This window comes from Bradyrhizobium sp. MOS003, assembly GCF_003020125.1.
In the GTDB taxonomy this organism is placed as follows: domain Bacteria; phylum Pseudomonadota; class Alphaproteobacteria; order Rhizobiales; family Xanthobacteraceae; genus Bradyrhizobium.
In genome coordinates this window covers 26,266-52,209 of record NZ_PYFW01000002.1, presented here as the reverse complement: position 1 = coordinate 52,209, position 25,944 = coordinate 26,266, and the positions used below count along the sequence as shown (strand labels likewise).

Genomic DNA, 25,944 nt, shown 5'->3' with positions numbered 1-25,944 from the left:
CGATCTGCAAGCGATTTGGATGACCCATGACGGATAGCAGCAACGCCAACAAGGCGCGCAATCGCGAGATCGCGCGCAATGAGGAAGCCAAGCAGGTCACCGGCAGTGCCCGCGTCAGCATCTGGGCGATCGGGGTGGCCGTCATCATCGGCGGGATTCTGTTCACGCTCGGCTGGCTAGGGCTGCGGTAGCCGGCGCGTCTCACGTCGCGTAATTCGTCATCCGCTTGCCCGGGAGCAACTCGTAGGCCGGCTTCCAGCCTGATATTGCGGCCATGCGGCCGAGCCAGGCGTGGATGGCGGGATGGCTCGCGGCGAAATCGAAGCCGTGCTCGTCGCCGGGATAGTGCAGATAGGCCATCATCGAGATGTCGGCGACCGTCGGCCGCGCGCCGATCGCGAAGGCGTTGTGCTGGAGATGGCCCTCTAGGATGCCGAGGAAATCCTCCAGCCGGCGGCGAAAATACTTCAACACCTGCGGGTCGTTCTTTTCGGTGAAGGCGCGCATGAAGCGATAGGTCGCCATGTAGCCGGTGAGCTTGTGGTTGTCCCAGAACAGCCAGCGCAGCAACTCGAACTTCTCGTCTTCCGTCTCGGCGCCGAAGCGGCCGTATTGCTCAGCGAGCTTCAGGAGCAGCGGCGCAGTCTGCGTCATCTTCACGCCGTCGACTTCAAGGACGGGAATCTCGCCCATCTCGTTCACGGCCTTGCGCCATTCCGCCGTGCGCGTGACGCCGCCACCGAAGTCGGTCCACACCGGCTCGAACCTCTCGCCGCACAGCGTCAGCATCAACGCGAGCTTGTAGCTGTTGCCGGACTCGGGGAAATAGTGGAGGCGGTACAGGGGCATTGTTCGCTCCTTGCCGTTGAAGCCGGGGCACGGCACATATGATCCGTACAACGGAACATTTGTTCTGTTGTCAGTCAAGAGCTGGACGCAGGTTGGATGAGCAGAAACTTAAGGGCAGACTCGGCCGATCGGCCCCTGATGGAGGCAACCTTGCGCATCATCGGGCGAAATGGCCTCGATGGCGTGACCCACCGGGCGGTCGCGGCCGAAGCCGGGGTTTCGCTCGGTGCGGTCACGCATCATTTCGGAACCCGTGATGCGCTGGTTGCGGCGGCCCTTCAGTTCGCGCTGGCACGCGAGGTTGGCCGGCTGCGTGCGCTGGCCCTCAGCCTTCAGGACAAGGCATTCGAGGTCGAGGCCTGGATCGACGCGTTGGTCGATTTCTACGTCGTTGAGCTCAGCACCGAGGCCGAGGCGCATATCGCCTGCTATGAGGCCTTCCTGGCCGCCGCGAGGCAAGAGCGCTATCGGCCGGTGGTCGCCGAGTGGTTTGACACATGGCGGCGGAGTGCCGAGCTTGCGCTGAGGGCCGCGAGATCACCAAACCCACGCCGCCACGCCGAGCTGTTCGTCTCGGCGCTGATCGGCCTGCTGTTTCGCCAACTCGCCACGCCCAAAGCCGGCTTTCGCCGCGAGGCGAAGGCGGAGCTGTTGGAGTTGGTGGGTGGTCTGATCGCGCGGAAGTAACTGTGGCGCTTACCCCACAGCCCCCGACGACTTAAGCTGCTTGATCGCCGCCTCGTTGTATCCCGCCTCGCGCAAAATTTCGTCACTGTGCTCGCCGACGCCGGGCGGCTTGCGCGGTTGGACTTTCTTGGTTCCGTCGATCCAGATCGGGCTGGAGATCGTGAGCATGGTGTCGTTCTCGAACGGCACCAGCACCTCGTTGTCCAGCATCTGCTTGTCGTTCGGGATGTCGTCCAGAATGGCGACGACGCCGAACACGAGGCCGTTGCCGTCGAGGATCTTGCGCCATTCGGCGAGATCCCGGGTGGCGAAGGTCTCGTCGAAGATCTTGATCAGCTCCACCGAGCGGGCGTGACGGTCGGCCTTGGTGGCGAAGCGCGGATCGTTGATGAGGTCCTCGCGCCCCAGGCACTTCGCCAGCGCGGGAAACTGTTTCTCCTCGCTCAGCAGCGACAGGATCAGCCAGCGGCCGTCCTTGCATTGATAATGGTTGGCGACTGCATTCAGCGCGCGTTCGCGCGGACGCCGCTCGCCGAATGTGGCGCCGCAGAGCTTTGCCTGCGCCAACACGCTCGCGGCCCACACGCCGTTCGCCATCAGATTGGAGGAGACGTGCGAGCCCTTGCCGGTCTTCTCGCGCTGATACAGCGCGGTGACGATGGCGCCGTAGAACGCCATGGCGCAGGGATGGTCGCCCATGCCCGCGACGGAGCGGGCCGGCGTGGTGTCGGTGTCGGCACGGACCAGGTCCATCAGGCCCGACCTCGCCCAATAGGCGTTGCTGTCGAAGCCGGGCTTGTTGGCTTCCTCGCCCTTCTCGCCATAGCCGGTGAAGGAGGCGTAGATCAGCCGGTCGTTGAGATGGGCGAGGTGGTCGTAGGTGATGCCGAGCTTGGCGCGCACCGGCGGCGGCATGTTGGTGATGAAGACGTCGGCTTCTGCCACGAGCTTGTAGAGCACGGCCTGCGCCTCGGGCTTGGCGAGGTCGAGCGCGATGCTCTTCTTGTTGCGCGCTTCCAGCAGCCAGGCGAAATTATGCTCGCCGGTGGGATAGCCCGGCAGGTTGGGCAGGTTGCGATAGGGATCGCCGGCGCCGGGCGGCTCGATCTTGATGACATCGGCGCCGAAATCCGACAGCACGGTCGCGGCCGCGGGCGCTGCGATGAAGCTCGCGCAGTCCAGAACCTTCAGGCCCGAAAAGATGCCCTTTTCCATCGCGGCGTAGCTCCCTCGCTCTTGTCGTTTCCCGCGCGCTGGAATTGACGCGGGCAGGTGATGGAGCAATTAGACTGATGTTTTGTCGGGATGCAACGGCGCCCGGCGCAGGGCCTCACTCCCCCCCCGCAAGCAACGCCGCATTATCCCCGGCTGCGGCCGTGTTGATCGTCACGGTCTGCTCAGTCGCAAAGCGGGCGAGGTAGTTCGGGCCGCCGGCCTTGGGGCCGGTTCCGGACAGGCCGTTGCCGCCGAACGGCTGAACGCCGACCACGGCCCCGATCATGTTGCGATTGACATAGATGTTGCCGATTTGGAGGCGGTCGATGATGGCTTCGACGGTGTCGTCGATGCGGGAATGGATGCCGAGCGTGAGGCCGTAACCGTTGCGCTCGATCGCAGCAAGCACGCGCTCGAGGTTTTCGGCGCGGTAGCGCACGACATGGAGGATCGGGCCGAACACTTCCTCGGTGAGCTGGCCGGCGTCCCTGAGCTCGAAGATATGCGGTGCGACGAAGCAGCCTTGCGGCGCGTGACCTGCAAAGTGCAGCCGCGCCTCGCGCGTCATCCGCGCGACATGCGCATCGAGCCGCTGCTTGGCCTCCATGTCGATCACCGGGCCGACATGGGTTGCGACGTCGCAGGGATCGCCGATCCTCAACTCGCGCGCCGCGCCCGCGATCATCTCGATCATGCGGTCGGCGACGTCCTCCTGCACGAACAAGAGCCGCAGCGCCGAGCAGCGCTGGCCGGCGGACCGGAACGCGGAGGTCACGACGTCGTCGGCGACCTGCTCGGGCAGCGCGGTGGCATCCGCGATCATGGCGTTGATGCCGCCGGTCTCCGCGATCAGCGGCACGATCGGTCCGTCCTTGGCGGCGAGCGTCCGGTTGATCAAGCGCGCCACCTCGGTCGAACCGGTGAAGACGACGCCGGCAATATCGGCGTGTGCGGTGAGGGCGGCGCCTATGCGGCCGTCGCCGACAACCAGATGCAGCGCATCTTTCGGAATGCCCGCCTCATGCAGCAGGGTGACGGCCTCGCGCGCGATGCGCGGCGTCTGTTCGGCAGGCTTTGCCACCACGCTGTTGCCGGACATCAGCGCCGCCGTGACTTGGCCGAGGAAGATCGCCAGCGGAAAATTCCACGGCGAGATCGCGACGAAGACGCCGCGGCCCCGCATCGCGAGCGCATTGCTCTCGCCGGTCGGGCCCGGCATCGCCGTCTCGCCGCCGAATAATTTGCGGCCCTCGGCGGCATAATAGCGGCAGAAGTCGGCGGCTTCGCGCAGCTCCGACAGCGCATCGTCGAGGGTCTTGCCGCCCTCGGCCTGCAGCAGTGCGATGAAGCGGGCGCTGCGGCTCTCCAGGAGATGTGCGGCCTGCTCCAGCGCCGCCGCACGCGTGGTCGCCGGTGTCCGGCTCCAGGCCGCAAAGCCCGTCCTCGCCGCGACAACTGCCGCGTTAATCTGCTCTGCCGTCGCATCCGCGATCGGCCCGAGATCGCCCGTCTCGGCCTTGACGTCGGTCAGCAACCGGTCGAGCGCCATACGTGCGCCGAATTCAACGCCGCGCGAATTGCGCCGCTCCGGCGCGTAGAGATCGCCCGGCAGGGGAATTTTGGAATGGGCCGCCGCTTGCGGCCGGACGACGGCGTCCGCCGGGCGCTGCAACAGCGCCGTGACAGGCACGCGATCATCCGCGGCCTGCGCCACGAACGAGGAATTGGCGCCGTTCTCCAGCAGCCGCCGCACCAGATAGGCAAGCAGGTCGCGATGGCTGCCGACCGGCGCGTAGGTGCGGGTGGCGATCTCAGGATGATCTTTTGCCAATTGCTCATAGAGCGCTTCGCCCATGCCGTGCAGGCGCTGGAATTCGAAGCCGCCGCCATCCCCGGCAAACTCCAGTACGGTCGCGACCGTCAGCGCGTTGTGGGTGGCGAATTGCGGGAAGATGCGCGGCCGCAGGGCCAGCAGCTTGGTCGCGCAGGCGACGTAGTTCAGATCCGTCATCGCCTTGCGCGTGAACACGGGATAGCCGTCCAGCCCGCGCTCCTGCGCGCGCTTGATCTCGGTGTCCCAATAGGCGCCCTTGACCAGCCGCACCATCAGCTTGCGGTCATGCGCGCGCGCGAGCGCATCGACATGGTCGATCACCGCGCTTGCGCGCTTCTGGTAGGCCTGGATCGCGAGGCCAAATCCGTCCCAACCTCTCAGCGAGGGATCGGCGAGCGTTGCCGCGATCACATCGAGCGACAGCTCCAGCCGGTCGGCTTCCTCGGCATCGACGGTGAAGTTCAGGTCATGGGCCCTGGCGCGCTGCGCGAGGTCGAGAAGCAGCGGCACCAGTTCTCCCATCACGCGTGCGCGGCTGATCGCCTCGAAGCGCGGATGCAATGCCGAGAGCTTGACGGAAATGCCGGGCCGGTCGGGCAGGGCATTGCTCCCCGCCGTCTTGCCGATGGTCTCGATCGCGCTGGCATAGGCATCGAAATAGCGCCTGGCGTCCGCCGCCGTGCGCGCGCCTTCGCCAAGCATGTCGAAGGAATAGCGCGGCCTCTCACCGGAGCGCGGCCTGCCCCGCTCCAGCGCCTGCGCGATGGTCTCGCCCAGCACGAAATGATTACCCATCAGCCGCATCGCCTGACGCGTGGCGGTGCGCACCGCAGGCGCGCCGAGCCGCTTCACCAGGCGGCCGATGGTGCCGTCTGGCGTCTCGCCGGGCTGGATCACCCGCGCCGACAGGCCGAGCGCCCAGGCCGAAGCGTTGACCAGGAAGGCAGTGGACCTGGTCTCGTGATGGATGAAGTCGCCCTCGCCGAGCTTGTCCTCGATGAACTGGTCGGCGGTGCGCGCATCGGGCACGCGCAGCAGTGCTTCGGCCAGCACCATCAGGGCGAGCCCTTCCTTGGTCGAGAGCGCGAACTCTCGCAGCATGTCCTCGACCCCACCCAACCGGTCATCGCGCTTGCGGATCGCCTCGATCAGCCGGGTCGCGGTGCGGTCGATCCGGGCCTCCTGCGGCGGCGACAGATGCGACCTCGGCAACAGCTCCGCCGCGACCTCGGCATCGTCGGGGGCGTAGGCGGCGGTGAAAGGTGGCGGGATGTTCGGCATGGCGTGTCCTGTAGCTTAGACTCAGGATAAAACCTGCGTGACCGTAGTTCGATAGACAATCTAGCCACTTTGCCTTAGAAAATGAAGATCAGTGGCTAATTGGCCTTATAAGATATGGACCTTGATCGAATCGACCGGAAAATCCTCTCGATTTTGCAGGAGGATGGGCGCATCGCCAATGTCGAGCTCGCCGAGCGCATCGGCTTGTCGCCGACCTCGATCGGCGAGCGGCTGAAGCGCTTGCAGCGTGAGGGCTTCGTCGAAGGTTATGGCGCACGGCTCAACCCGCACCGGCTCGGTCTCGGTCTTCTGGTGTTCGTCGAAGTGCTGCTCGACAAGACCACGCCGGACAATTTCGAGCGGTTTGCCCGTGCGGTGAAACTCGCACCTGAGGTTCTGGAGTGTCACATGGTTGCTGGCGGCTTCGACTATCTTGTGAAGGCGCGGCTTGCCGACATGGCGGCGTATCGACGCTTTCTCGGCGAGACCCTGCTGTCGATGCCGGGTGTGCGCGAGACGCGGACCTATGCGGTGATGGAGGAGATCAAGCGCGACGCACCGTTACCGGTGGGCTGACGAAGTGCCGTCGCGATTGTCATTGCTGAGGCGTCGAACGAGCGGTCCTCGCGGGAAATAGCTCTCCGTGTGCAGTCGCAACGCCTGTCGTCGAATGCACTGGCCGTCTTCAAAAATTTTCTTGGCCCGGCTCCCGGATCGTTCCGGAAGGCAGCAAAAGCTGGCGGGCTTATACTTTGAGGTTCTCTGCGGAAGTCTTGCCCCGGTTTGCGATCTCTTCGTATTCCACCGTCTGTCCTTCGTTCAGGGACGACAGACCGGCTTTCTGCACTGCCGAGATATGCACGAACACATCCTTGCCGCCCGACGCAGGCTGGATAAATCCATAACCCTTCGTCGGGTTGAACCACTTGACCGTACCTTTAGCCATCACGACTTCTCCGCGGGTCTTCCTCCGAGATCTCGAACCGCCAATCCCCGCCAACCGGCCGGTTCGGTCCTAACAGGATACGCGGAATGTGGCGGGCTTGGTAGCTCAAACCACATCCGCCTTTCGCCGAATTCCGCTCAACTTCGCGGCGCTTTTACCGGTTTTGCCCGTTTCGCGGTCACTTGGCCTGAGCGCCGTGCGTGATCCGTCAATACGTCGCGGCCAGGTAATCGACGATCTTGCCGACATCGGCATCGTCGATCGGTGCACCATAGACCTTGATCATCTTGGTCACCTCGGCCTGCCAGAAGCCTTTCTTGTCCTTCATCGGCGGCTGCGTCTTGATGTAGTCCGCCGAGTGGCAGGCGCTGCAATTGCCCTGGACGACTTCGAGATTGGGCCCGGCCTTGAAGGCCGCGACCTCGTCCGGAAGCTTGTAGTTGACGGGCGCCGCGGTCACGGCCGTCAGCCCGGTGGCGAGGGCAAGCGTGATGGCGAGGAAGACAGTGCGCTGCATGGTCATTCTCCTCAGGCCACGGTGACGCGGACGGTTTCGACGACGTTGCGCAGATAACCCGCCGGGTTCCAGCGCGGCGTGTCCGGCTGCGTCTCGCCGCCATTGCCGGTGGCGCGGACCTTCAGCTCGACCTGGCCGGAAGCGAGCTTCACCGGCAGCATCCATTCGCGGAACGAATATTTGCCGAGTTCCTTGCCGAGCTTGGCGCTGGTCCAGGTCTTGCCGCCGTCGGTGGAGATTTCGACCTGCTTGATGCCCTTGCCGCCGTCGAAGGCGATGCCGCGCAGAGTGGTGCGTCCGGCTTTCAGCTTGGCACCATCAGGCACGCTGGTGATGAAGGAGCGGATGGTAAAGCGGTTGATCGGGATTGTCGCTTTCGGTGCGGTGCCGGGCTCGACCGAATTGTTCGGAGTATCCGGAATGCGATAGGCCGACTTCATCCAGAAGCCGTCATAGACGTTGTCGACGACGGTGATCTCGTTGAGGTGCTTGACCCAGTAGGTACCGTAATAGCCGGGCACGATCAGGCGCAGCGGGAAGCCGTTGAGGAACGGCAAATCCTCGCCGTTCATGCCATAGGCCAGCATCACCTCGCCGTCGCTGGCATGATCGAGATCGAGCGCCTTGACGAAATCGGGCGTCTTGTCGCTGACCGGCCCGTCCATGCCGCCAAACGTGACCTGCTTGGCGCCGGCCTGCACGCCGGCCATGTCAAGCACGGCCTTCAGCGGCACGCCGCGCCAGCGCGCGCAGCCCATCGCGCCGTTGGCAAGCTGGCCGCCGGCCACGCGCGGCTCGAAGAAGCCGCGGCTGTTGCCGGAGCATTGGTTGACGGCGACGATCTCGGTCGCCTTCATCTTCCTGATGTCCTTCAGCGACAGCTTGAGCGGCTTGTCGACCTTGCCCTTGACCTCGAGCGTGAACTTGTCGGGGTCGAGATTGTAGGGGAGGTCAGAGAGGTGATAGCGCACGAAGAACGCATTGTTCGGCGTGATCGGGCCGTCGTTGAAGATCGCGAACGGGGTCTCGAGCTGCGGCGGCCGGCTGGTGAGGCCGATCATCGGCCGCTTCTGCGGGTATTTCACCAGCGGCCGCTCGCCATTGGCGAAGGGCAGCGTAACGGTGTCGAGTGCCAGCGCCTTGCTGGAATTCAGCGTGGCCGCGAGTGCGGTGAAGCCCGCTCCTTTGAGCAGGTCGCGTCGATCGAACATCTGGTCCCCTCCCGGGAGCTTTTCTTCGGGCTACGGTCATCACCGCGAGCCCGCGCTCATCTGTCGCAACCCGCGAGGCGAAGTCAATTCGTGCTTTCGCAGCAGGCCCATGCCGCTGCGTTGCAGCAGGCCGGTGTTACGCCTGGAGTGAATTGAACTGAATTGTAGCCGCGGCGGTGGCGCACCTCTCCCGCTTGCGGGAGAGGTCGCGCCGCAGGCGCGGGTGAGGGCTTTCTCCTCTAGGGGATTGTCCCGTTGCGGAGACACCCTCTCCCCAGCCCTCTCCCGCAAGCGGGAGAGGGAGTGCACCTCTCGCTTGGCTCGCACCTACCTTACGCCGCGACCCGCTCGCCTTGATCGACCAGCGCCGCCAGCTCCCGCGCATCCGCGACGATGCGCACGGCCATCGGCTCGTCGCGACCGCGGATCGCGACCTCCTGTTGCGGCAGCGTATCGTCAGCGAGGCCCGCCGTGTTGCGGATTTCGTCCGAGACGATCGCCTCGCAGGCCAGCGTCTTGGTCATGTCCTGGAGGCGGGCGGCGACGTTGACGGCATCGCCCAGTGCCGTGAAGACGATGTGATCGCGATAGCCGATGTCGCCGATGATGACCTCGCCGCCGTGAATGCCGATGCCGAAGCGGATCGGCTGGCGTAGATCGTGGCTCAGGAGCTGGTTCAGTTCGTCGATATGCGTGGCGATGCCGGAGGCCGCCTTCAGCGCCTGCCGGCAGGCGGTTTGCGGATCGGCCGTGAGCCCGAACAGCGCCAGCATGCCGTCGCCGACGAACTGGTTCGGCTGGCCGCCATTCTCGATCACGGCCTGCGAGACCGCGCCGAGGAAACGGTTGACGATGAAGACGGTGTCAAATGGCAGCCGCTTCTCGGCGAGCTGGGTCGAGCCGCGCATGTCCACGAACAGGCTGACGAGATAGCGCTCCTGGCCGATTCTGGCCGGTGTCGAAGCCTGCCCGTCCGTCGAATGCGTGTGAGGTGTGAAGAGCTGGAAGAAGGAGAGATCGGACATCGGTCGCAGCTGGCAGGCCAGCCTGATCGAGGGGTCGTTGGTGCCGACACGGGTGAGGACGAAGGCCTCGCGCTGCGACGGCTCGGGCAGGACGCCATGATCGCCGATGACACGGATGCGGCAGGTCGAGCAGCGGGCGCGGCCGCCGCAGACGCTGGCATGCGGTACATTGTGGCGCAGGCTTGCTTCCAGCACGGAGAGCCCCTTGGGGACCCGCACCGTCTTGCCGTTGCCGTAGGACAGCGCGATCATGCCGCCGCGCCGCTCGCGCCAGGCGCGCACGCCGCGTGCCGCCAGTGCCAATCCCAGCAGACCGAAATAACCGAGGGTGAGGATGCCGGTGATGCGGTCGAGCGTGTTGCCTTCCGCGACCGTGCCGACCTGGCGTCGCGTGAGATTGTGCGTACGCCATTCCCCGTCATCGGCCTCGATCGCGACGCTGCGGCCGCCCTGGTAGATACCGAGCAGCGACAATGTCGGGACCAGCACGGCGGCGGCGAGCAGATAGGGGGCGGCGCGCGTGAAGAACGGTTTGAGGCGGAGCCAGAAGAAGATGCCGATGCAACCATGCACCCAGGCGATGAGAAGCAGGATCGTCATCTGCCAGAGCCGGCCCGGCGCGGCGACGAAGAATAGATAGAGCTCCTGCGGATAGAGCTTCTGGTGATCGTACAGCGTATAGCCGAGCCGCACGCCGACCACGTGCGCCATGATCAGTGCGGGGATGCTCAGACCCAGCACGAGCTGCAGCGGCTCGATCGTCCGCCAGCGGAACTGCCGGCGTTGATACAACGCGTAGATGCCGAGCCCCATATGGGTGAGTGCGGTGGTGTAGAACACGATCGCGACGGGGAGGAACTGCCAGAACAGGGTATGGTAGTAGACCCCGGCCTCCATGGCCTCGACCGAGATATTGCCGAGCGCGTGGTTGAGGAAATGGCTGATCACATAACAGAACAGGATAACGCCGCAGATGAGCCGCACCTGCCGCACGCTGGTGGCGCGGACGAGTTCGGACATCTGTGCGGGAGCGCTGGCCATGATTCGCTTGTATCAGTTCACCAAGGAGAACAGCCAGCGTAGCGTTTAATTCCCGGCGTGGACAGCTGGCGGGATCACATGCGCGGCAAGGTTACGAAATCGTAGCTATCGTAGGGTGGGCAAAGGCGCCTTGGCGCCGTGCCCACCGTTTCGCATCGCAGCCCTTGATGGTGGGCACGCTTTCGCCTTGCCCACCCTACGATCTCTCGTCCAGGGCGACGGGAGAAGCCTGGAGCACCATCGCCCACATTGACTCCCCCTCCCAAGTTGGGGAAAAGCGGCCGTGACGATCAATCCCGACATTTCCGCGAAGCCGGACGGCGCCGAACGCCGTCTCATCCTTGTTGCCCTGCTCGTCATCGCCGCGATGACGCTGCTGCGCATCGTCTACGCGTCCGCAATCGAGCTGCGCACCGACGAGGCCTACTACTGGACCTGGTCGAAGGAGGGCGCGCTCAGCTTCCTCGATCATCCCCCTGCTATCGCCTGGCTGATCCGTTTCGGCACCGCGATCTTCGCCGACACCACGCTCGGGGTCCGCTTCGGCGGCATCGTCGCGATGCTGGTGACACAGTGCCTGCTGGCCGACATCGTCCGCCGCCTCACCCATGATGCGCGCGCTGTCGTGTTCGCCGTGCTGATGCCGGAAGCTGCGCTCTATTACGGCCTGCTGATGGCCAAGGTCGCGCCGGATGTCGCCATGATCCCGTTCGCCATGGCGATGATGTGGTCGCTGGTGCGGCTGGCGCAGAGCGGCGACGGACGCTGGTGGCTTGCGGCCGGTCTGTTCGCCGGTCTGTCGATGCTGTCGAAGTTCACCGCGATCATGTTCGCCCCCGCGGTTGCCGCCTTTCTGCTGGTGCCGGATTGGCGCTGGCGCTGGCTGCGCAGCCCGTATCCTTATCTCGCGGTGCTGGTCGCGATCGCAGTCTTCTCGCCGGTGCTGGTCTGGAACGCGCAGCACGATTGGGCCTCGTTCCGTTTCCAGGGCGTGCGCGCCACCGCCAATTACGGCATCTCGTTCCGCACCCTCGGCGACTTCATCGGCCTGCAGTTCGGCCTGGTCGGCTTCGTCATGTTGCCGGTGGTTCTGACCGGGCTGGTGCTGACGGCATGGCGCGGCGCTCGCACCCGCGAGCCGGTGGCGATCCTGCTGTCGGCTGCGGTGCTGGTGCCGTTTCTGTATTTCCTCGCGAAGTCGACCACGCTTCGGGTTGGCGACACCTGGCCGATGTTCATGTGGCCCGTCGGCTTTGCCGCCACCGCCGTGAACCTCGCGACGATGATGAAGGAGGATTGGTCGGCACGGATGTTGAGTTCGTCGCTGTTCTGGGCGAGGACAGCGGTCGGCTCCGGCATCGCCTTCGTCGTGATCGTGTTCCTCTACTACGTCGCCGCGCCCTGGAATCTGCTCGGCAAGATCGATCCGATTGGCGCCGAGGCCGGCTACGAGCAGGTCGCCGCGCGCGCGCAGGCCGCGCTCGACGAAACAGGCGCGACCTGGATCGCGACCACGGACTACCGCACCTACGCCATGCTGCGCTGGCTGTTCAGGGGCCGCGTGCCGGTCATCGAGATCAACGAGCGCGGCCGCTTTCAGGATTTCCGCGATCCCGGCATGGACCGGATCATGGGCCACGCCGGCATCTATGTCGGGCGCGAGCCGGACGATCGTTCGTCGCTGTGGGAGAACATCCCGGCGAAGCGCGAGCAACTCGGCGAAGTCGAACGCCGTTGGCGCGGCATTCGCTCGGATACTTATGTGATCGAGAAGCTCACCGGCTGGACCCCCGAGCTGTCGCCGCCAAAGGACTCGCCGCTGTTCTGGTGGAAGGTGCTGGCGGGGGAATTAGAACAGCGAGCGCGCGCCTAGCGCGGCAAGCTCCAACCTTGTCCCTTCTCCCTTGTGGGAGAAGGTGGCGCGAAGCGCCGGATGAGGGGTTTCTCTCCGCAAATTCAAATGAGCGTTGGACTCGCGGAGAGAAACCCCTCACCCGTCTCGCCACTATCGCGGCGAGCCACCCTCTCCCACAAGGGGCGAGGGTGCGCCGTTCGCGTGGCGCAAATCGCGCCGCTAGTCTTCCCCGTCCTTCTTCCTCAGCAGATCTGTCGCGAGATCCGACAGCTTCGGCGGCGGCAGCGCCGCGAACGGCAGCGGCCTTGTGACGTCGATCGCGGCGAGACCCAGCCGTGCCGTCAGCAATCCGTTCAGAACGCCTTCGCCGAGCCGCTGCGACAGCTTTGCTGCGATGCCGTGGCCGAGCATCTGCTGCACCAGGCTGTCGCTCGCGGCCATGCCGCCGGTGATGGCGAGATGGGCGATGACGTGACGCAGCAGGCGGAACATGCCGAGCGCGCCGGGCCGGCCGCCATAGAGAAAAGCGAGCTGGCGGATCAGGCGCAGCGCGGCGACCAACACGAACAGCACGTCGATCGCGGCACGCGGGCTCACCGCGGTCACGATCGAAACCTTTTGCGCCGCCGACGACACCAGCCGCCGTGCTTCCGCATCCAGCGGCGACATCAGCTCGCGCTCGGCGAGGCGGATCATGTCGGCGCCGTCGATGATCTCGCCGGTGTGGCTCTCCAATGCCGCGCGGGCGCGCGCGAGCTGCGGGTTCTGGTGCGCGATCTTGAGTAGTTCCTGCACGATGACGCGGCTTTCCCCGCGGTCGTCGCTGGCAAGCACGGATGCCGCGCGCTCGTGCAGTTTCTCGATCGTCGCAAGGCGCACGAGGCCGAACGCCTCGCGTCCGATCACGACGGCCAGCGCGAGCGCGGTGACGAAAGCAAAAGCGAGGCCGACGTAGCCGAGTGTCTCGCTGCGCGCGAACAGGTCCTCGATCAGATGGACAACGCCGAGCCCGACGCCGAGCAGGGTCAATCCGCCGAGGCCGGACCAGAATAGCGTGCCCCAGGGAAAACTGCGCCGCGCCGGCAGCGCGACCGCGATCGGCACCGGCAGCATCGCCGGATCCGGCTCCGGAGTGATCTGGATGGTGGCGCGGCTGAGCCGGGCCGTCTCGTCGGCTTCGGTGACGACGACGCCGGGATCGTCGAGCCGGAACGTCGCCGGCCGCCGTGGCTTCGATCGGTCGTTCATGCGAGCTTGTCTCCGATCAGGAACTGCAAGGCACGGTCGAGGCGGATGTGAGGCAGCGTCGGCTCGTTCGTTCCCTCACGTTCGAGCTTCGGTGGACGGAAGCGCAGGAAGCGGAAGTCGCTCTTCTCCGCGGCCAGCGTCGAGAGGCCGCGGAATGCATCATTGCCGTTGAACAGCGGCTCGGGATCCAGCGGCAAGTCGCCCGGAAAGGTCGCCACTTCCGTGTTGCCATCAAAGAACTCGCCGCCGGCGCTTTCGCCCGCCGCCGGTGTTCCCAGGATCGACGGCAATTTGTCGCGGCCGTGCGCGACCTGAGCTTCCCTTGTCGCACGCACCGCGGCAAGCGCCACCACGTCGATCGCCGCGCCCGTGTTTTCCGCGCGTGCAACGGCGCCGGAGACGGCGCGGCGCAGCACGGCCTCGAGCCGGTCGTGGCTGGAATGATGCAGATGGTCCGCCTTGGTCGCCGCGAACAGGATGCGGTCGATGCGCGGGCGGAACAGGCTTGAGAGGATCGTGCTGCGACCGATGTTGAAGCAATCGAGAATGCCGGCGAGGGCTGCTTCGAGATCGTGCAGCGCCTCGGGGCCGGAGTTGAACGCCGACAGCGCATCGGCCAGCACGATCTGGCGATCGAGCCGGGCGAAATGATCCCTGAAGAACGGTCGCACCACGACGTCCTTGTAGGCCTCGAAGCGGCGCACCATCATCGCCCACAGCGATCCCTCCGGTGCCTGTCCGCCAATGGGTACGTCGAGCGGCGCGAAGGTCAGCGCGGGCGAGCCCGCGAGATTACCTGGCATCAGGAAACGGCCGGGCGGCAGCAGGCTCATCGCGAACCGTTCGTCGCGGCAGGCGCGCAAATAATCGGTGAAGAGCTTTGCGGCCGTCAGCGTCGCCTGCTCGTCCTCGCGCGCCTCGGGCCTGAGCGTTGCGAGATGCGCGTGCCATTCGCTCGCGAGATGCGCGCGCGGCGCCTCGCGCGACAAGGCCAGGCTCTCCGCTGACCATTGCTCGAAACTCTTCTGCAGCAGCGGCAGGTCGAGCAGCCACTCGCCGGGATAGTCGACGATGTCGAGCGTCAGCGTGCGGTCGGCGCCATTCGAGCGCTGATAGTCGATGACGAGCCTGAGCTCGCTGATGTCGACGGTCGAGCTCGGCCAATGCCGCTCCTCGACCAACGCGCGCAAATGGCTCTCATAGGCGAACCGCGGCACGGCATCGTCGGGCTGCGGCGCCAGATGCGCCCGCGCGATCCGGCCCGAGGCATAGGCGTCGAACACGGGAAACCGGCCGCCGCGGGTGAGGCCGTGGATCAGCGCGGTGATGAACACGGTCTTACCGGCCCGCGACAGGCCGGTAACCCCTAGCCGCACCGTCGGGTTGAAGAAGTGCTCGCCATAGTCGATCAGCGCCTGCGCGGACAAGCGCGCTTCTTCGACCATGTCCTGGAAACTGAATGCCATATGAACGTTAATGGACCGGGGGCGGCGGGACTGTGTGACCGATCACAAAAGTGGCAATTGCCTTGGGAAAATCAAGCTCCATACTTCCACCGCCTTTGTCGGCGAGTCAGCCGTTTGAACGACGCGCCGATCCCGAAAGACCCATAGAAGAGGGCTTTACCTCACCTTGCGGATTGCCATGACCGTCTTCCAACTGAAACACTTCGCATCCACCTCCGTTCACGCCGCAGCCGACGCGATGGGCTGGAACTACGACCGCGCCGAGCTCATCGCCGACGGAATCATCCACGCGATCGGCGTCCTCTCCGGCCTCGTTGCCGCGACCGTGCTGGTGGTGCTAACGGCCGTCTATGCCGACGCCACCGACATTGTCGGCGTCTCGATCTACGTCGCCGGCCTGCTCTCGATGCTGCTGCTGTCGGCGACCTATAACCTCTGGCCGGTGTCGCCGGCGAAATGGCTGTTGCGGCGGTTCGACCATTCCGCGATCTATCTCTTGATCGCGGCGACCTATACGCCGTTCATCCTCGAGGTGAAGGACAGCGGGTTCGCGCTGGTGCTGCTCGCCGGCGTCTGGTGCGTCGCGATCCTCGGGATCCTGCTCAAGCTGTTCTATCCCGGCCGCTTCGACCGCGTCGCCGTCGGCATCTATCTCGCGATGGGCTGGAGCGGCGTGATGCTCTACGACGCCGTGGTCAGGGCGCTGCCCGCGGTGGTGCTGGGCTTCATCCTCGCGGGTGGCCTGCTCTACAGCTTCGGCGTGATCTTCCACGCCTGGCGGCGGCTGCGCTTCCAGAATGCGATCTGGCACGGCTTTGTCTTGGCCGGCGCGGCATGCCATTATACGGCGGTGCTCGACCTCATGTTGAGCTGAGCAGGATCCGCGGCGCGGAATAAGCGGCGCGATCTCAAGCGGTACAAGAGGAGACGTCGCATGCAGGTGACCGGCAAGGTCGTAGTCGTCACGGGCGGCGCCAACGGCATCGGCAAGGCGCTGTGCGAGGCGTTTCACAAGGCGGGCGCGGCCAAGGTCGTCGTTGCCGACATGGATGCCGACAATGCTAGGGCGGTCGCGGCCACGGTGGACGGCGCAGCCTTCAAATGCGACGTCGCGCAGGAAAAGGACATCTCGCATGTCATCGAGGAGACCGAGCGGCAGTTCGGTCCGATCGGGCTGTTCTGCTCCAACGCGGGCATCGGCGGCGGCTTCGATCCGATGTCGGTCAATGCCGGCGGCGCCTCCGACGAGCCCTGGCAGCGCAGCTGGGCGATCCACGTCATGGCCCATGTCTATGCCGCGCGGCATCTGATCCCGCGCATGAAGGCGCGCGGCGGCGGCTATTTCCTCAACACAATCTCGGCCGCGGGCCTGTTGTCGCAGGTCGGCAGCCCGGCCTATTCGACGACCAAACACGCGGCGGTCGGCTTTGCCGAGAATCTCGCGATCTCGCACAAGGCCGACAACATCAAGGTCTCGATCCTCTGCCCGCAGGGCGTCGACACCAACATGTTGCGCTCGATCCCCAAGGGCCCGCAATCCGGCGACGGCGACCTCACGCCGGAGCAGGTCGCGAAAGACGTGCTCGCCGGCCTCGAGCAGGAGACCTTCCTGATCCTGCCGCACCCCCAGGTGCTCGGCTACATGCGCAAGAAGACCGAGAATTACGACCGCTGGCTTGGCGGCATGGCCAAGATCCAGGCCAGGATGCGGGAGGAGTTCGGGAAGTAGTCGCCACACCCACCGCCGTCATTCCCCGCGAAAGCGGGGAATCCAGTACGCCGCGGCTTCTCGATTGAACCACAGCCCTCTCGGCGTACTGGATCGCCCGGTCAAGCCGGGCGATGACACCCAGCTACGCCGCCGATTCCACCTCGTCCCCCACCCGGCTCGCCCGCAGCGCCCGTGCATAGAGCGTCATTCCCTCGCGCACGGTCCGCTGTTCGGCCGGCGTCAACGCCGCCAGCGCGCCGCGCACCTGCTGCCGGCCGAACGCGTGCAGCGCGTCCAGCGTGCGCCGGCCCTTCGCGGTCAGCGACAGCAGCTTGCTGCGTGCATCGCTCTCATCCGGCGCCTCCCTGAGTTCGCCGCAATCGATCAGCTTGCGCACCAGGCGGCTGACGCTGGACTTCTCCAGCCGCAGGAAATCGCCGAGCTCGCCCGAATTCATGGGCCCGCGGATGCCGATCTCCAGGATCGTGTGCACGGCCGACGGCGGATAGTCCGAGGCTGCCACCGTCGCCTCCATGAAGCCGAGTTCGCGCACCATCAGCCGCGAGGCGGCGCGAATGTCGTCGATCAAGGCAAGCTCGGCCATCTTGACTCTCTGCATATAGTTGTATCATACAACTATATGCGCGCAGCGGCGTGCGCAAGCGTTTTGGAGTAGCCATGAGCGGAGCATTGCCGGCGGGAACGCGGATGACGGGCAAGGTCTGCCTGGTGACCGGCGGCGGCAGCGGCATCGGCCGCGCCACCGCGTTGCGGATGGCGACCGAAGGCGCGGCGGCGGTCATCGTAGCTGGACGGCGTCAAACCGAGATCGAGGCGACCGCCGCTTCATGTCGCGAGCTCGGTGCCGAGGCGATCGCGCTCAAGACCGACATCACGCGCGAGGACGAGGTCGCGCGCATGGTCGGCACGGCGATCGAGCGCTGCGGCCGGCTCGACGTCGCCTTCAACAATGCCGGCTTCCAGGAGAGCCGCGCGCCGCTGGAGGAGCAGGGCACCGAAACTTACGACAGCGTGTTCGACACCAATGTCCGCGCGCTGTTCCTGTGCCTGCGCCATCAATTGCCGGCGATGCTGGCGCAGGGCCGCGGCAGCATCGTCGTCAACGCCTCCGTCAGCGGCGTGCGCAATCCCAATCCCGGCTTCTCGCTCTACTCGGCCTCGAAGGCCGCCGCGATCTCGCTGACGCGCTCGGCGGCGCTGGAGAACGCTCCGCGCGGCATCCGCATCAACGCGATCGCGCCGGGCCGTGTCGTCACCGACATGATGCTCCGTGCCGGCGTCGGTGATATCGCGACGGTGAGCGCTGGCCTGCCGCTGCGGCGGATGGGGAGCCCGGAAGAGGTGGCGGAAGCCGTGGTGTGGCTGTCGTCGGATGCGTCGTCGTATGTCGTCGGCCATGTGCTGGCGGCGGATGGAGGATTTCTGGCGTCGTAGCCCGGATGAGCGGAGCGATATCCGGGGCCGACTCGCTTGTGGCGAATCCCGGCTATCGCTGCGCTCATCCGGGCTACTGCACCATCAATGCTTCTGCCCGTACAGCACCGGCACTGCCGAATCCACGACGACTTCCACCAGGCTCGTCCCCTCGAACGTCATCCCGCGCTTGAGCGCTTCGCCCAGCTCCGCCGCCTTGCTTACCCGCACCGCATGACACCCCATGCCTTCGGCCAGCCGGACGAAATCGATACCCGGCAGTTCCAGCCCAGGCACGTTCCTCACCTGCATCACCTGGCTGAACGAGCGCATCGCGCCGTAGCCGGAATTATTGATGACGACGATGGTAAGTGGCAGCTTGCGTTGGGCGGCAGTCCACAGTGCCTGGATCGAATACATCGCCGAGCCGTCGCCGATCAGGCACACGGTCCGGCTGTTCGGCTTGCCGAGCGCCATGCCGACGGCGGCGGGCAGGGAGTAGCCGAGGCCGCCGCTCGCCATGGTGTAAAAGCTGTCCTGGCCGCGCATCGGCATGAACCTCTGCATCGCCGGCCGGTGCGAGGGCACTTCTTCGACCAGCAATGCGCCGTCCGGCATCGTCTGCGACAGCGCATGCAGCAGGAATTCGACCGGCAGCGGATCGGAGGCTTGCGGCGCCTGTGGCAGCATGCGGCCGTTTGGCGCGGCGCGCTTGCTCTCCGGCAGCAGGTCGAGCAGCAGGTTCAGCGCCGGCTTCATGGTGGCGATGATGCTGGTGCCGATGGGTGTCACCGCTGCCGCATCCGGATCGTCCGTGATCTGGAAGATCGTCGCGCCGCCATCGAAGATCGCGGCATGGCCCTCGACGTGGAAGGTGAACACCGGCGCGCCGATGACGACGACGAGGTCGTGCTCGCGCAGCGCGTCGGAGAGTTGTGCGGGCGAAGCGTGCAGGAAGCCGGCGAATTGCGGGTGCCGCTCGGGAAACGAGCAGCGCGCCGAGAACGGACTGACCCAGACGCTCGCCTTGGCCTTCTCGGCGACGCGCACCATCAGATCGACCGCGCCGGCGCGATCGATTCCGGGCCCGACCACGAGGGCAGGGCGCTTTGCCGAACCGAGCGCTGCGACCAGCGCCTTCATCGCATCGAGCTCGGGCCCGATCTCGCGGCTGACCGTGCGCGCCTCGACCGGCGCGCAGGCGTGCGTCCAGTCGTCGACCGGGATCGACACGAAGGTCGGCCCGCAGGGCGGCTGCATCGCGGTGTAATAGGCGCGTGCGATCGCGGCCGGCACGTCCTCGGGCCGCGCCGGCTCGACGCTGTATTTCACGTAAGGCCGCGGGAACTCCGAGGCACGCTCGGCATAGAGGAACGCCTGCAGCGGCAGGATCGAGCGCGCCTGCTGGCCGGCGGTGATCACCAGCGGCGTCTGGTTGCGATGCGCGGTGTAGATGTTGCCAAGCGCATTGCCGACGCCGGCGGCCGAATGCAGATTGACGAAGCCCGCATTGCGCGTCGCCTGTGCGTAGCCATCGGCCATGCCGACCGCGCTCGCTTCCTGCAGCGCCAGCACGTAGTCGATGTCATCGGGCCAGTCGCTCAGGAATGGCAGCTCGGTCGAGCCGGGATTGCCGAATACCTTTTTGATGCCGAACGAGCGGAGCAGGTCGAGCGTCGCCTGCTTGACGGTGACGGACTTGCTGCCGCTCTTGCCGTTCTTGGCCATGGTTTCCGTTCCCTGTTTTTGATTGCCGCGCTACCAGCCCCGGCCGTCACTGCGAGGAGCGAAGCGACGAAGCAATCCAGACCATCTCCGCGGAGGGTTTCTGGATTGCTTCCGCCGTCGCTAAAGCTTCTGAGGACAAGTCGCTGCGCTCGCAACGACGAGGCGAGAGCGGTGGCTCACCACACCGCCGTGCCCTTCATCGTCGGCTGCCCCTCCGCATTCGCGGTCCACAGCTCCATGCCATCAGCGGTCTCGTTGGCGTTGACCGAGAACTCGCTGCCCTCGAACAGCGGCTGCAGCCCGCGATAGGTGAACTTCTTCGGCGCCTTGCCGCCATGCAGCTTCGCCGCCATCTCGATGATCAGCGCGGCCTGCAACGGCCCGTGGAAGATCAGCCCCGGATAGCCCTCGACCTTGGTGACGTAGTCGCGATCGTAATGGATGCGATGGCCATTGAAGGTCAGCGCGGAATAACGAAACAGCAGCACGGGATCCGAGACATGGGTCTCGCGGTGCTGCGCCTTGGGCGGCGCAGGCGGGGCCTTCGCGCTCGCCGGCGCATTGCTCGTCATCTCGCGATAGACGATGTCTTGGCGCTCGCGGATCGCGGTGCCGCGCGGCGAGGAGATGCTGTGCTCGACCGAAACGAAGCACAGCGTCCCGGTCGAGCCCGTCTTCACCTGCACGTCGGCAATGCGCGAAGTCCGCGTCGATTCATCGCCGACCTGCAGCGGCTGCAGGAACTCGATCTCGCCGCCGGCCCACATCCGGCGCGGCAGAGGCACCGGCGGCAGGAAGCCGCCGCGGGTCGGATGACCGTCGGGACCGAGCATCGACATCGGAAACACCGGCTGCGCCAGGCACCAATGCACCGTGAACGGTGCGGCGTCACCCTTTTTGGGCTCGCCGACCTCCTGAAACAGCGTCGCACGCAGGCCCATGACGAGCTGCGCGGTGACGATGTCGGTGGCTTCCGTGCTGCGGCCGATCCATTGCCGCAAGTGATCGATGTCGAGCCTCTCGGTCATGACGCCTCGCTCTGTTACTTCTTCTGGGGCTTTTCGCCGATGGCGGGCACAGCGCCGTAGCTGCGGCTCTCGCCGACGATGATCGGCGCCGGCGCGGGATAGCTGACGCGTCCGTTCGGCGTATCGACCTCGATGCGGCGCAAATGCGGATGCTTGGTGAGATCGGCCATGGTGTTGACCTCGGCGAAGGCGATGTCGGCGTCCGACAGCCGCTTGAGCAGCTCGTCGCGCGTCATCTTGCCGAAGGCCTCCGCAACCGTCGTGTCGGTGAAGTCGCGGTTGCGCACGCGCTCGACCATGTTGGCGACACGGGGATCGGTGGGAAGGTCGGGCTGGTCCAGCACCCTGGCGCACAGCGTCTTCCATTCGCGCTCGCTCTGGATCGAGATCAGGATGTCCTTGCCGTCCTTCGAGGTGAACACGCCATAGGGCGCGATCGAGGGGTGGCGCAGGCCCATGCGCTTGGGCGGATTGCCGGCCTCGGAATTGAGCAGCGGTACGGTGCACCAGTCCGCCATCACGTCGAACATGGAGATGCGGATGTCACAGCCCTTGCCGGTGCGCCCACGTCCGATCAGTGCTTCCAGGATCGCCGCATGCGCGGTGGCGCCGGTGGCGACATCCACGATCGACATGCCGACGCGCGAGGCGCCGTCGGGGTTGCCTGTGATCGAGGCAAGGCCGCTCTCGGCCTGGATCAGCAGATCATAGGCCTTGCGATGCGCGTAGGGGCCCTCGTCGCCATAGCCGGTGATCGTGCACGAGATCAGCTTCGGATAGTCCTTCAGCAGCCGCTCGCGCGAGAAGCCGAGCTTGTCCATCGAGCCGGGCTTGAGGTTCTGGATCAGCACGTCCGCGCTCGCGATCAACCTCTCCAGCTCGGCGCAGCCTTCCTTGGTCGCGAGATCGACCACGGCCGATTGCTTGCCACGGTTGAGCCAGACGAAATAGCTGCTCTGCCCCTTGGCCGCCGCATCATAGCCGCGGGCGAAATCGCCCTCCGGCCGCTCGATCTTGATCACCTCCGCGCCGGCATCCGCCAGCCGCGAGGAGCAGAACGGCGCCGCCACCGCCTGCTCGACCGCAATCACCCGGATCCCGTCCAGTGCTCCCATGATGGCGGCCTCAATACGAGCGCGGCATGCCGAGCACGTGCTCGGCGACGAAGGACAGCACGAGGTTGGTCGAGATCGGCGCGACCTGATACAGCCGCGTCTCCCGGAACTTGCGCTCGACGTCGTATTCCTCGGCAAAGCCAAAACCGCCATGGGTCTGGATGCAGGCGTTCGCCGCTTCCCAGGACGCGTCCGCCGCCAGCATCTTGGCCATGTTGGCCTCGGCGCCGCAGTCGAGCCCAGCCTCGTATTTGCGCGTGGCTTCCTTCACCATCAGCTCGGCCGCGCGCATCGCGGCATAGGCCTTGGCGATCGGGAACTGGATGCCCTGGTTCTGGCCGATCGGGCGGCCGAACACGCTGCGCTCCTTGGCATAGTTGGTCGCCTTGGCGATGAACCATTTGGCGTCGCCGACGCATTCGGCGGCGATCAAAATGCGCTCGGCATTCATGCCGGAGAGGATGTAGCGAAAGCCCTTGCCCTCCTCGCCGATCAGGTTCTCCGCCGGCACCTTCATGTCGGTAAAGAACACTTCGGTGGTGGCATGGTTCATCATGGTGCGGATCGGGCGGATCTCGAGGCCGTTGTTCTTGGCCTCGCGCATGTCGACGATAAACACGGAGAGGCCGTCGGTGCGCTTCTTCGCTTGTTCCTTCGGCGTGGTGCGCGCCAGCAGCACCATCAGGTCGGAATGCTCGGCGCGGCTGGTCCAGATCTTCTGGCCGTTGACGATGTAGCTGTCGTTGCCGTCCTTGCGCGCGAAGGTCTTCAGCGAGGAGGTGTCGGTGCCGCTGGTCGGCTCGGTGACGCCGAAGGCCTGCAGGCGCAATTCGCCGCTCGCGATCTTCGGCAGATACTTCGCCTTCTGCTCGTCGTTGCCGTGCCGCAGCACCGTGCCCATCGTGTACATCTGGGCATGGCAGCCGCCGCCGTTGCAGCCCGCGCGCTGGATCTCTTCCAGGATCGCGGCTGCTGCCGACAGCTTCAGGCCCGCGCCGCCATATTCCTCGGGGATCAGCACCGAAAGGTAACCGGCCTCAGTCAGCGCATCGACGAACGCCTTCGGGTAGGCCATCTCGCGATCGAGCTTGCGCCAATATTCGCCGGGAAACTGCGCGCAGAGTTTCGCCACGGCGTCGCGGATGTCGGCGTAATCTTCGGTGTGGTGTTCTTCACTCATGGCGTTTCCAATTCTCTAGCGGCAGTCAAGATAACGCCGGCCGATCCCGAGGCGTTGTGGAAACAACGCCAGCCCCCTATGCTTATTTGTTATAGCGTATGGAATAGCCTTCCAGGATTGGCAAGCATGGATTTTCGTCAGCTCAGGACCTTCAGTTGCGTAGCCGAGCTCGGCAGCCTGTCCAAGGCCTCCGACACGCTGCGCGTGGCGCAGCCGGCGCTCTCCAGGCAGATCAAGCTCCTGGAACACGAGCTGCGCACCGAGCTGTTCACCCGCAACGGCCGCGGCATGGTGCTGACCGAAGCCGGTCGGCTGCTGCTGGCGCGAACCTCCGGCATCGTGCGGCAGATCGACCAGATCCGCGACGACATCCAGTCGTCCAAGGGGCCGCCGTCCGGCCAGGTCGTCCTCGGCCTCGTTCCAACCGTGAGCTGCGTGCTGTCGGCGCGCTTTGCGCGGCGCTGCGTCGAGAAGTTTCCCGGCATCTCGCTGCGCATCGTCGAGAGCTATAGCGGTCATCTGGTCGAATGGCTGCATCGCGGCGAGATGGATCTCGGCATCCTTTACGGCCGCTCGGCCGATCTGCATCTCAACGTGGAGAGCCTCGGCCGCGACAATATCGTCGCAGTCGGCCCGCGCGGCTGCGGCCTCGCGCGCAAGAAAAGCGTCGACATCGGCTGGCTGCTGCGGCAACGGCTGGTGTTGCCCTCTCATTCGCACGGCCTCCGCGCCCTGATCGAGCACGCCGCCGCCCAGCGCAAGATCAAGCTCGACGTCCAGCTCGAAGCGGATTCATTTCGCGTGCTGACGAGCCTGGTCGAGGAGGGGCTCGGCTTCGCGCTGCTGCCGCCATCGTCGGTCCACGGCGAGGTCGCGGACGGGCGGCTGGAAACCGCCGTGGTCTCGAAGCCGATGACACGCGAGCTCATTTTCGCTTCTCCGATCGACCGCCCGGTCTCGATCGCTTCGCTCGCCGTCACGGCGCTTCTGCGCGACGAGGTCGCCGCCTGCCGCAAGGACGGCGTGTGGGACATCAAGCTGAGTTAGCCGTGTCGTAGAACAGCTGCGCGTCATCATGCCTTCGCATCTGGCGCGAGCTGTCATGCCGGAATTTTATAGCTGGGGCGGCGCTCACTTTCGCGTGTGGGGCAAGTGCATCCCAGACTTGGTCATTGCGAGCGCAGCGAAGCAATCCAGAATCCTTCCGCGGTGACAGTCTGGATTGCTTCGTCGCAAGAGCTCCTCGCAATGACGGAGGATAGAGCCTACCCCGGAATCCGAACCGGCAGCGTCTCGTAGCCCTTGATGAAGCTCGAATAGATCCGCTTGGGCTCGCCGACCACCTCGATGCGGTCGAACCGCTTCAGCATCTCTTCCCAGACGATCTTGAGCTGCAGCTCGGCGAGGCGCATGCCGACGCAGCGGTGGATGCCGAAGCCGAAGGAGAGGTGGGTGCGCGGGCGCGGGCGGTCGATGATGAACTCGTTCGGCTTGTCGAACATCTCCTCATCGCGGTTGCCGGAGACGTACCACATCACGACGCGGTCGCCCTTCTTGATCTGCTTGCCGCCGATCTCGGTGTCCTGCAACGCCGTGCGGCGCATATGCGCCAGCGGCGTCTGCCAGCGGATCACCTCGGGCACCATGGAATCGATCAGCTCCGGATTGGCGCGCAGTCTGTCGTATTGCTCGGGGTTCTCGTTCAGCGCCAGCACCGAGCCGGTCATGGTGTTGCGCGTGGTGTCGTTGCCGCCGACGATGAGCAGGATGATGTTGCCCATGAGGTTGTCGGGGTCCATGTGGCGGGTGGCGTCGTTGTGCGCCATCAGCGACAGCAAATCGTTGCGCGGCGCCGAGTTGACGCGCTCGTTCCACAGTTTCGACATGTAGGCGTAGCACTCGTCCATCTCGCGGCGCCGCTCTTCGGCGGAGGCGACGATGCCGCTCTTGGGCAGCGCGGTCGAAACGTCCGACCAGCGCGTCAGCTTGCGCCGCTCCTCCCAGGGGAAGTCGAACAGAGTCGCCAGCATCTGCGTCGTCAGCTCGATCGAGACGCGCTCGACGAAGTTGAAGGTCTCGTTGCGCGGCAGATTGTCGAGCACGGCCTGCGAGCGCTGTCGGATCAGTTTGGCGAGCTCGTCGAGATGTGTCGGGGTGAACATCGGCGACACAGTCTTGCGCTGCGACGAGTGTTTCGGCTGGTCCATCGCGATGAAGCTCGGCCAGTCATAGCCTTCCGGCACGTCGCGGATCGAGATGCCGCCGAGCTTGGAGTCTGAGGAGAAGAGGCCGTGATTGGTGTCGACATGCATGATGTCGTCATATTTCACCACCGACCAATAGGGCTCGATCGGCGCGTTGGTGCAGTAGTGCACCGGCTCTTCCTTGCGCAGCCGCTCGAACCACGGCCACAGCGTGTCGTCCTGGAACAGCCGGGGCGCGCCGGGATGGAATTGCGCCAGCGGCGTCGCATAGGCCTCCTCGCGAGCCCTGCGCATGCGTTCGGCCTTGTCCAGTTTAACCGGCGCTTGAATGTTCATCGTCGTGGCTCCAGTGTTTCTCTTCCTTCGCCT

General features: G+C 65.4%; 23 protein-coding genes. 8 read left to right on the top strand and 15 right to left on the bottom strand.

Annotated elements, in window-relative coordinates; genetic code table 11:
* Nucleotides 1-26 precede the first annotated feature (26 nt).
* Nucleotides 27-191, top strand: coding sequence for a hypothetical protein (locus C7G42_RS35230; RefSeq protein ID WP_199580827.1), 165 nt, complete (start codon nt 27-29; stop codon nt 189-191).
* A 10-nt stretch (nt 192-201) separates the two neighbouring features.
* On the opposite strand, the gene C7G42_RS10615 is transcribed toward C7G42_RS35230, so the two are convergent.
* Nucleotides 202-849 carry a glutathione S-transferase family protein gene (locus tag C7G42_RS10615; RefSeq protein ID WP_106948967.1) on the bottom strand — a complete coding sequence of 216 codons (648 nt, stop codon included), beginning with the start codon at nt 847-849 and terminating at the stop codon, nt 202-204.
* Nucleotides 850-945: 96 nt separating this feature from the next.
* On the opposite strand from C7G42_RS10615, the gene C7G42_RS10610 reads away from it, so the two are divergent.
* Nucleotides 946-1,536 (top strand): TetR/AcrR family transcriptional regulator, encoded by a 591-nt coding sequence (locus C7G42_RS10610; protein WP_283809847.1) that lies wholly within the window; start codon nt 946-948, stop codon nt 1,534-1,536.
* 9 nt (nt 1,537-1,545) lie between these two features.
* Here the strand turns inward: C7G42_RS10610 and C7G42_RS10605 are convergent, their stop codons facing one another.
* Together C7G42_RS10605 and putA are read right to left on the bottom strand one after the other, a co-directional pair.
* A complete protein-coding gene (locus tag C7G42_RS10605) occupies nt 1,546-2,751 on the bottom strand; it encodes a CaiB/BaiF CoA transferase family protein (RefSeq protein WP_106948965.1) in 1,206 nt (401 codons plus the stop codon).
* A gap of 115 nt (nt 2,752-2,866) precedes the next feature.
* The gene (putA, locus tag C7G42_RS10600) at nt 2,867-5,866 is read right to left on the bottom strand and encodes a bifunctional proline dehydrogenase/L-glutamate gamma-semialdehyde dehydrogenase PutA (RefSeq protein ID WP_106948964.1); all 3,000 of its coding nucleotides are present in this window, start codon (nt 5,864-5,866) and stop codon (nt 2,867-2,869) included.
* A gap of 114 nt (nt 5,867-5,980) precedes the next feature.
* Between putA and C7G42_RS10595 the strand changes: the two genes are divergently transcribed.
* Nucleotides 5,981-6,442 carry an Lrp/AsnC ligand binding domain-containing protein gene (locus tag C7G42_RS10595; protein ID WP_106948963.1) on the top strand — a complete coding sequence of 154 codons (462 nt, stop codon included), beginning with the start codon at nt 5,981-5,983 and terminating at the stop codon, nt 6,440-6,442.
* Between the two features lie 169 nt (nt 6,443-6,611).
* Here the strand turns inward: C7G42_RS10595 and C7G42_RS10590 are convergent, their stop codons facing one another.
* The 4 genes from C7G42_RS10590 to C7G42_RS10570 form a co-directional block, all read right to left on the bottom strand.
* Nucleotides 6,612-6,812: a cold-shock protein gene (locus tag C7G42_RS10590; RefSeq protein ID WP_008134691.1), complete on the bottom strand. Its 201-nt coding sequence runs from the start codon at nt 6,810-6,812 to the stop codon at nt 6,612-6,614.
* Between the two features lie 208 nt (nt 6,813-7,020).
* On the bottom strand, nt 7,021-7,329 hold the full coding sequence (gene sorB / locus C7G42_RS10585; RefSeq protein WP_199580825.1) for a SorB family sulfite dehydrogenase c-type cytochrome subunit: 309 nt from the start codon (nt 7,327-7,329) through the stop codon (nt 7,021-7,023).
* Nucleotides 7,330-7,340: 11 nt separating this feature from the next.
* The gene (gene sorA, locus C7G42_RS10580) at nt 7,341-8,540 is read right to left on the bottom strand and encodes a SorA family sulfite dehydrogenase catalytic subunit (protein ID WP_106948961.1); all 1,200 of its coding nucleotides are present in this window, start codon (nt 8,538-8,540) and stop codon (nt 7,341-7,343) included.
* 332 nt (nt 8,541-8,872) lie between these two features.
* Complete coding sequence (locus C7G42_RS10570) at nt 8,873-10,606, bottom strand: adenylate/guanylate cyclase domain-containing protein (RefSeq protein ID WP_106948960.1); 1,734 nt, start codon at nt 10,604-10,606, stop codon at nt 8,873-8,875.
* A gap of 367 nt (nt 10,607-10,973) precedes the next feature.
* On the opposite strand from C7G42_RS10570, the gene C7G42_RS10565 reads away from it, so the two are divergent.
* Nucleotides 10,974-12,479, top strand: a complete 1,506-nt coding sequence (locus C7G42_RS10565; RefSeq protein ID WP_106949671.1) for a glycosyltransferase family 39 protein — start codon at nt 10,974-10,976, stop codon at nt 12,477-12,479.
* 201 nt (nt 12,480-12,680) lie between these two features.
* Here C7G42_RS10565 and C7G42_RS10560 read toward each other — a convergent pair whose 3' ends face one another.
* Nucleotides 12,681-13,709 (bottom strand): YcjF family protein, encoded by a 1,029-nt coding sequence (locus C7G42_RS10560; RefSeq protein ID WP_106948959.1) that lies wholly within the window; start codon nt 13,707-13,709, stop codon nt 12,681-12,683.
* On the bottom strand, nt 13,706-15,175 hold the full coding sequence (locus tag C7G42_RS10555) for a YcjX family GTP-binding protein (protein WP_106948958.1): 1,470 nt from the start codon (nt 15,173-15,175) through the stop codon (nt 13,706-13,708). Before C7G42_RS10555 ends, C7G42_RS10560 begins: the two co-directional genes overlap by 4 nt.
* Before the next feature lie 178 nt (nt 15,176-15,353).
* Between C7G42_RS10555 and trhA the strand changes: the two genes are divergently transcribed.
* Both trhA and C7G42_RS10545 read left to right on the top strand, forming a co-directional pair.
* Nucleotides 15,354-16,049, top strand: a complete 696-nt coding sequence (gene trhA / locus C7G42_RS10550) for a PAQR family membrane homeostasis protein TrhA (RefSeq protein ID WP_106948957.1) — start codon at nt 15,354-15,356, stop codon at nt 16,047-16,049.
* A 60-nt stretch (nt 16,050-16,109) separates the two neighbouring features.
* Nucleotides 16,110-16,904: an SDR family oxidoreductase gene (locus tag C7G42_RS10545; RefSeq protein WP_106948956.1), complete on the top strand. Its 795-nt coding sequence runs from the start codon at nt 16,110-16,112 to the stop codon at nt 16,902-16,904.
* Between the two features lie 124 nt (nt 16,905-17,028).
* Here C7G42_RS10545 and C7G42_RS10540 read toward each other — a convergent pair whose 3' ends face one another.
* The gene (locus C7G42_RS10540; protein WP_199580823.1) at nt 17,029-17,490 is read right to left on the bottom strand and encodes a MarR family winged helix-turn-helix transcriptional regulator; all 462 of its coding nucleotides are present in this window, start codon (nt 17,488-17,490) and stop codon (nt 17,029-17,031) included.
* A gap of 74 nt (nt 17,491-17,564) precedes the next feature.
* Between C7G42_RS10540 and C7G42_RS10535 the strand changes: the two genes are divergently transcribed.
* Nucleotides 17,565-18,341 (top strand): SDR family NAD(P)-dependent oxidoreductase, encoded by a 777-nt coding sequence (locus C7G42_RS10535; RefSeq protein ID WP_106948954.1) that lies wholly within the window; start codon nt 17,565-17,567, stop codon nt 18,339-18,341.
* Nucleotides 18,342-18,425: 84 nt separating this feature from the next.
* Here C7G42_RS10535 and mdlC read toward each other — a convergent pair whose 3' ends face one another.
* The 4 genes from mdlC to C7G42_RS10515 form a co-directional block, all read right to left on the bottom strand.
* Nucleotides 18,426-20,048 (bottom strand): benzoylformate decarboxylase, encoded by a 1,623-nt coding sequence (gene mdlC / locus C7G42_RS10530; RefSeq protein ID WP_106948953.1) that lies wholly within the window; start codon nt 20,046-20,048, stop codon nt 18,426-18,428.
* Between the two features lie 176 nt (nt 20,049-20,224).
* On the bottom strand, nt 20,225-21,076 hold the full coding sequence (locus tag C7G42_RS10525) for an HTD2 family dehydratase (RefSeq protein ID WP_106948952.1): 852 nt from the start codon (nt 21,074-21,076) through the stop codon (nt 20,225-20,227).
* Between the two features lie 14 nt (nt 21,077-21,090).
* Nucleotides 21,091-22,191, bottom strand: coding sequence for a CaiB/BaiF CoA transferase family protein (locus tag C7G42_RS10520; protein ID WP_106948951.1), 1,101 nt, complete (start codon nt 22,189-22,191; stop codon nt 21,091-21,093).
* A 10-nt stretch (nt 22,192-22,201) separates the two neighbouring features.
* Entirely contained in the window at nt 22,202-23,371 is a 1,170-nt protein-coding gene (locus C7G42_RS10515; protein WP_106948950.1) for an acyl-CoA dehydrogenase family protein, read from the bottom strand.
* 126 nt (nt 23,372-23,497) lie between these two features.
* On the opposite strand from C7G42_RS10515, the gene C7G42_RS10510 reads away from it, so the two are divergent.
* Nucleotides 23,498-24,418: a LysR substrate-binding domain-containing protein gene (locus tag C7G42_RS10510; protein WP_094972852.1), complete on the top strand. Its 921-nt coding sequence runs from the start codon at nt 23,498-23,500 to the stop codon at nt 24,416-24,418.
* A gap of 218 nt (nt 24,419-24,636) precedes the next feature.
* Here C7G42_RS10510 and C7G42_RS10505 read toward each other — a convergent pair whose 3' ends face one another.
* On the bottom strand, nt 24,637-25,911 hold the full coding sequence (locus C7G42_RS10505) for a cytochrome P450 (protein WP_106948949.1): 1,275 nt from the start codon (nt 25,909-25,911) through the stop codon (nt 24,637-24,639).
* Between the last annotated feature and the right edge of the window lie 33 nt (nt 25,912-25,944).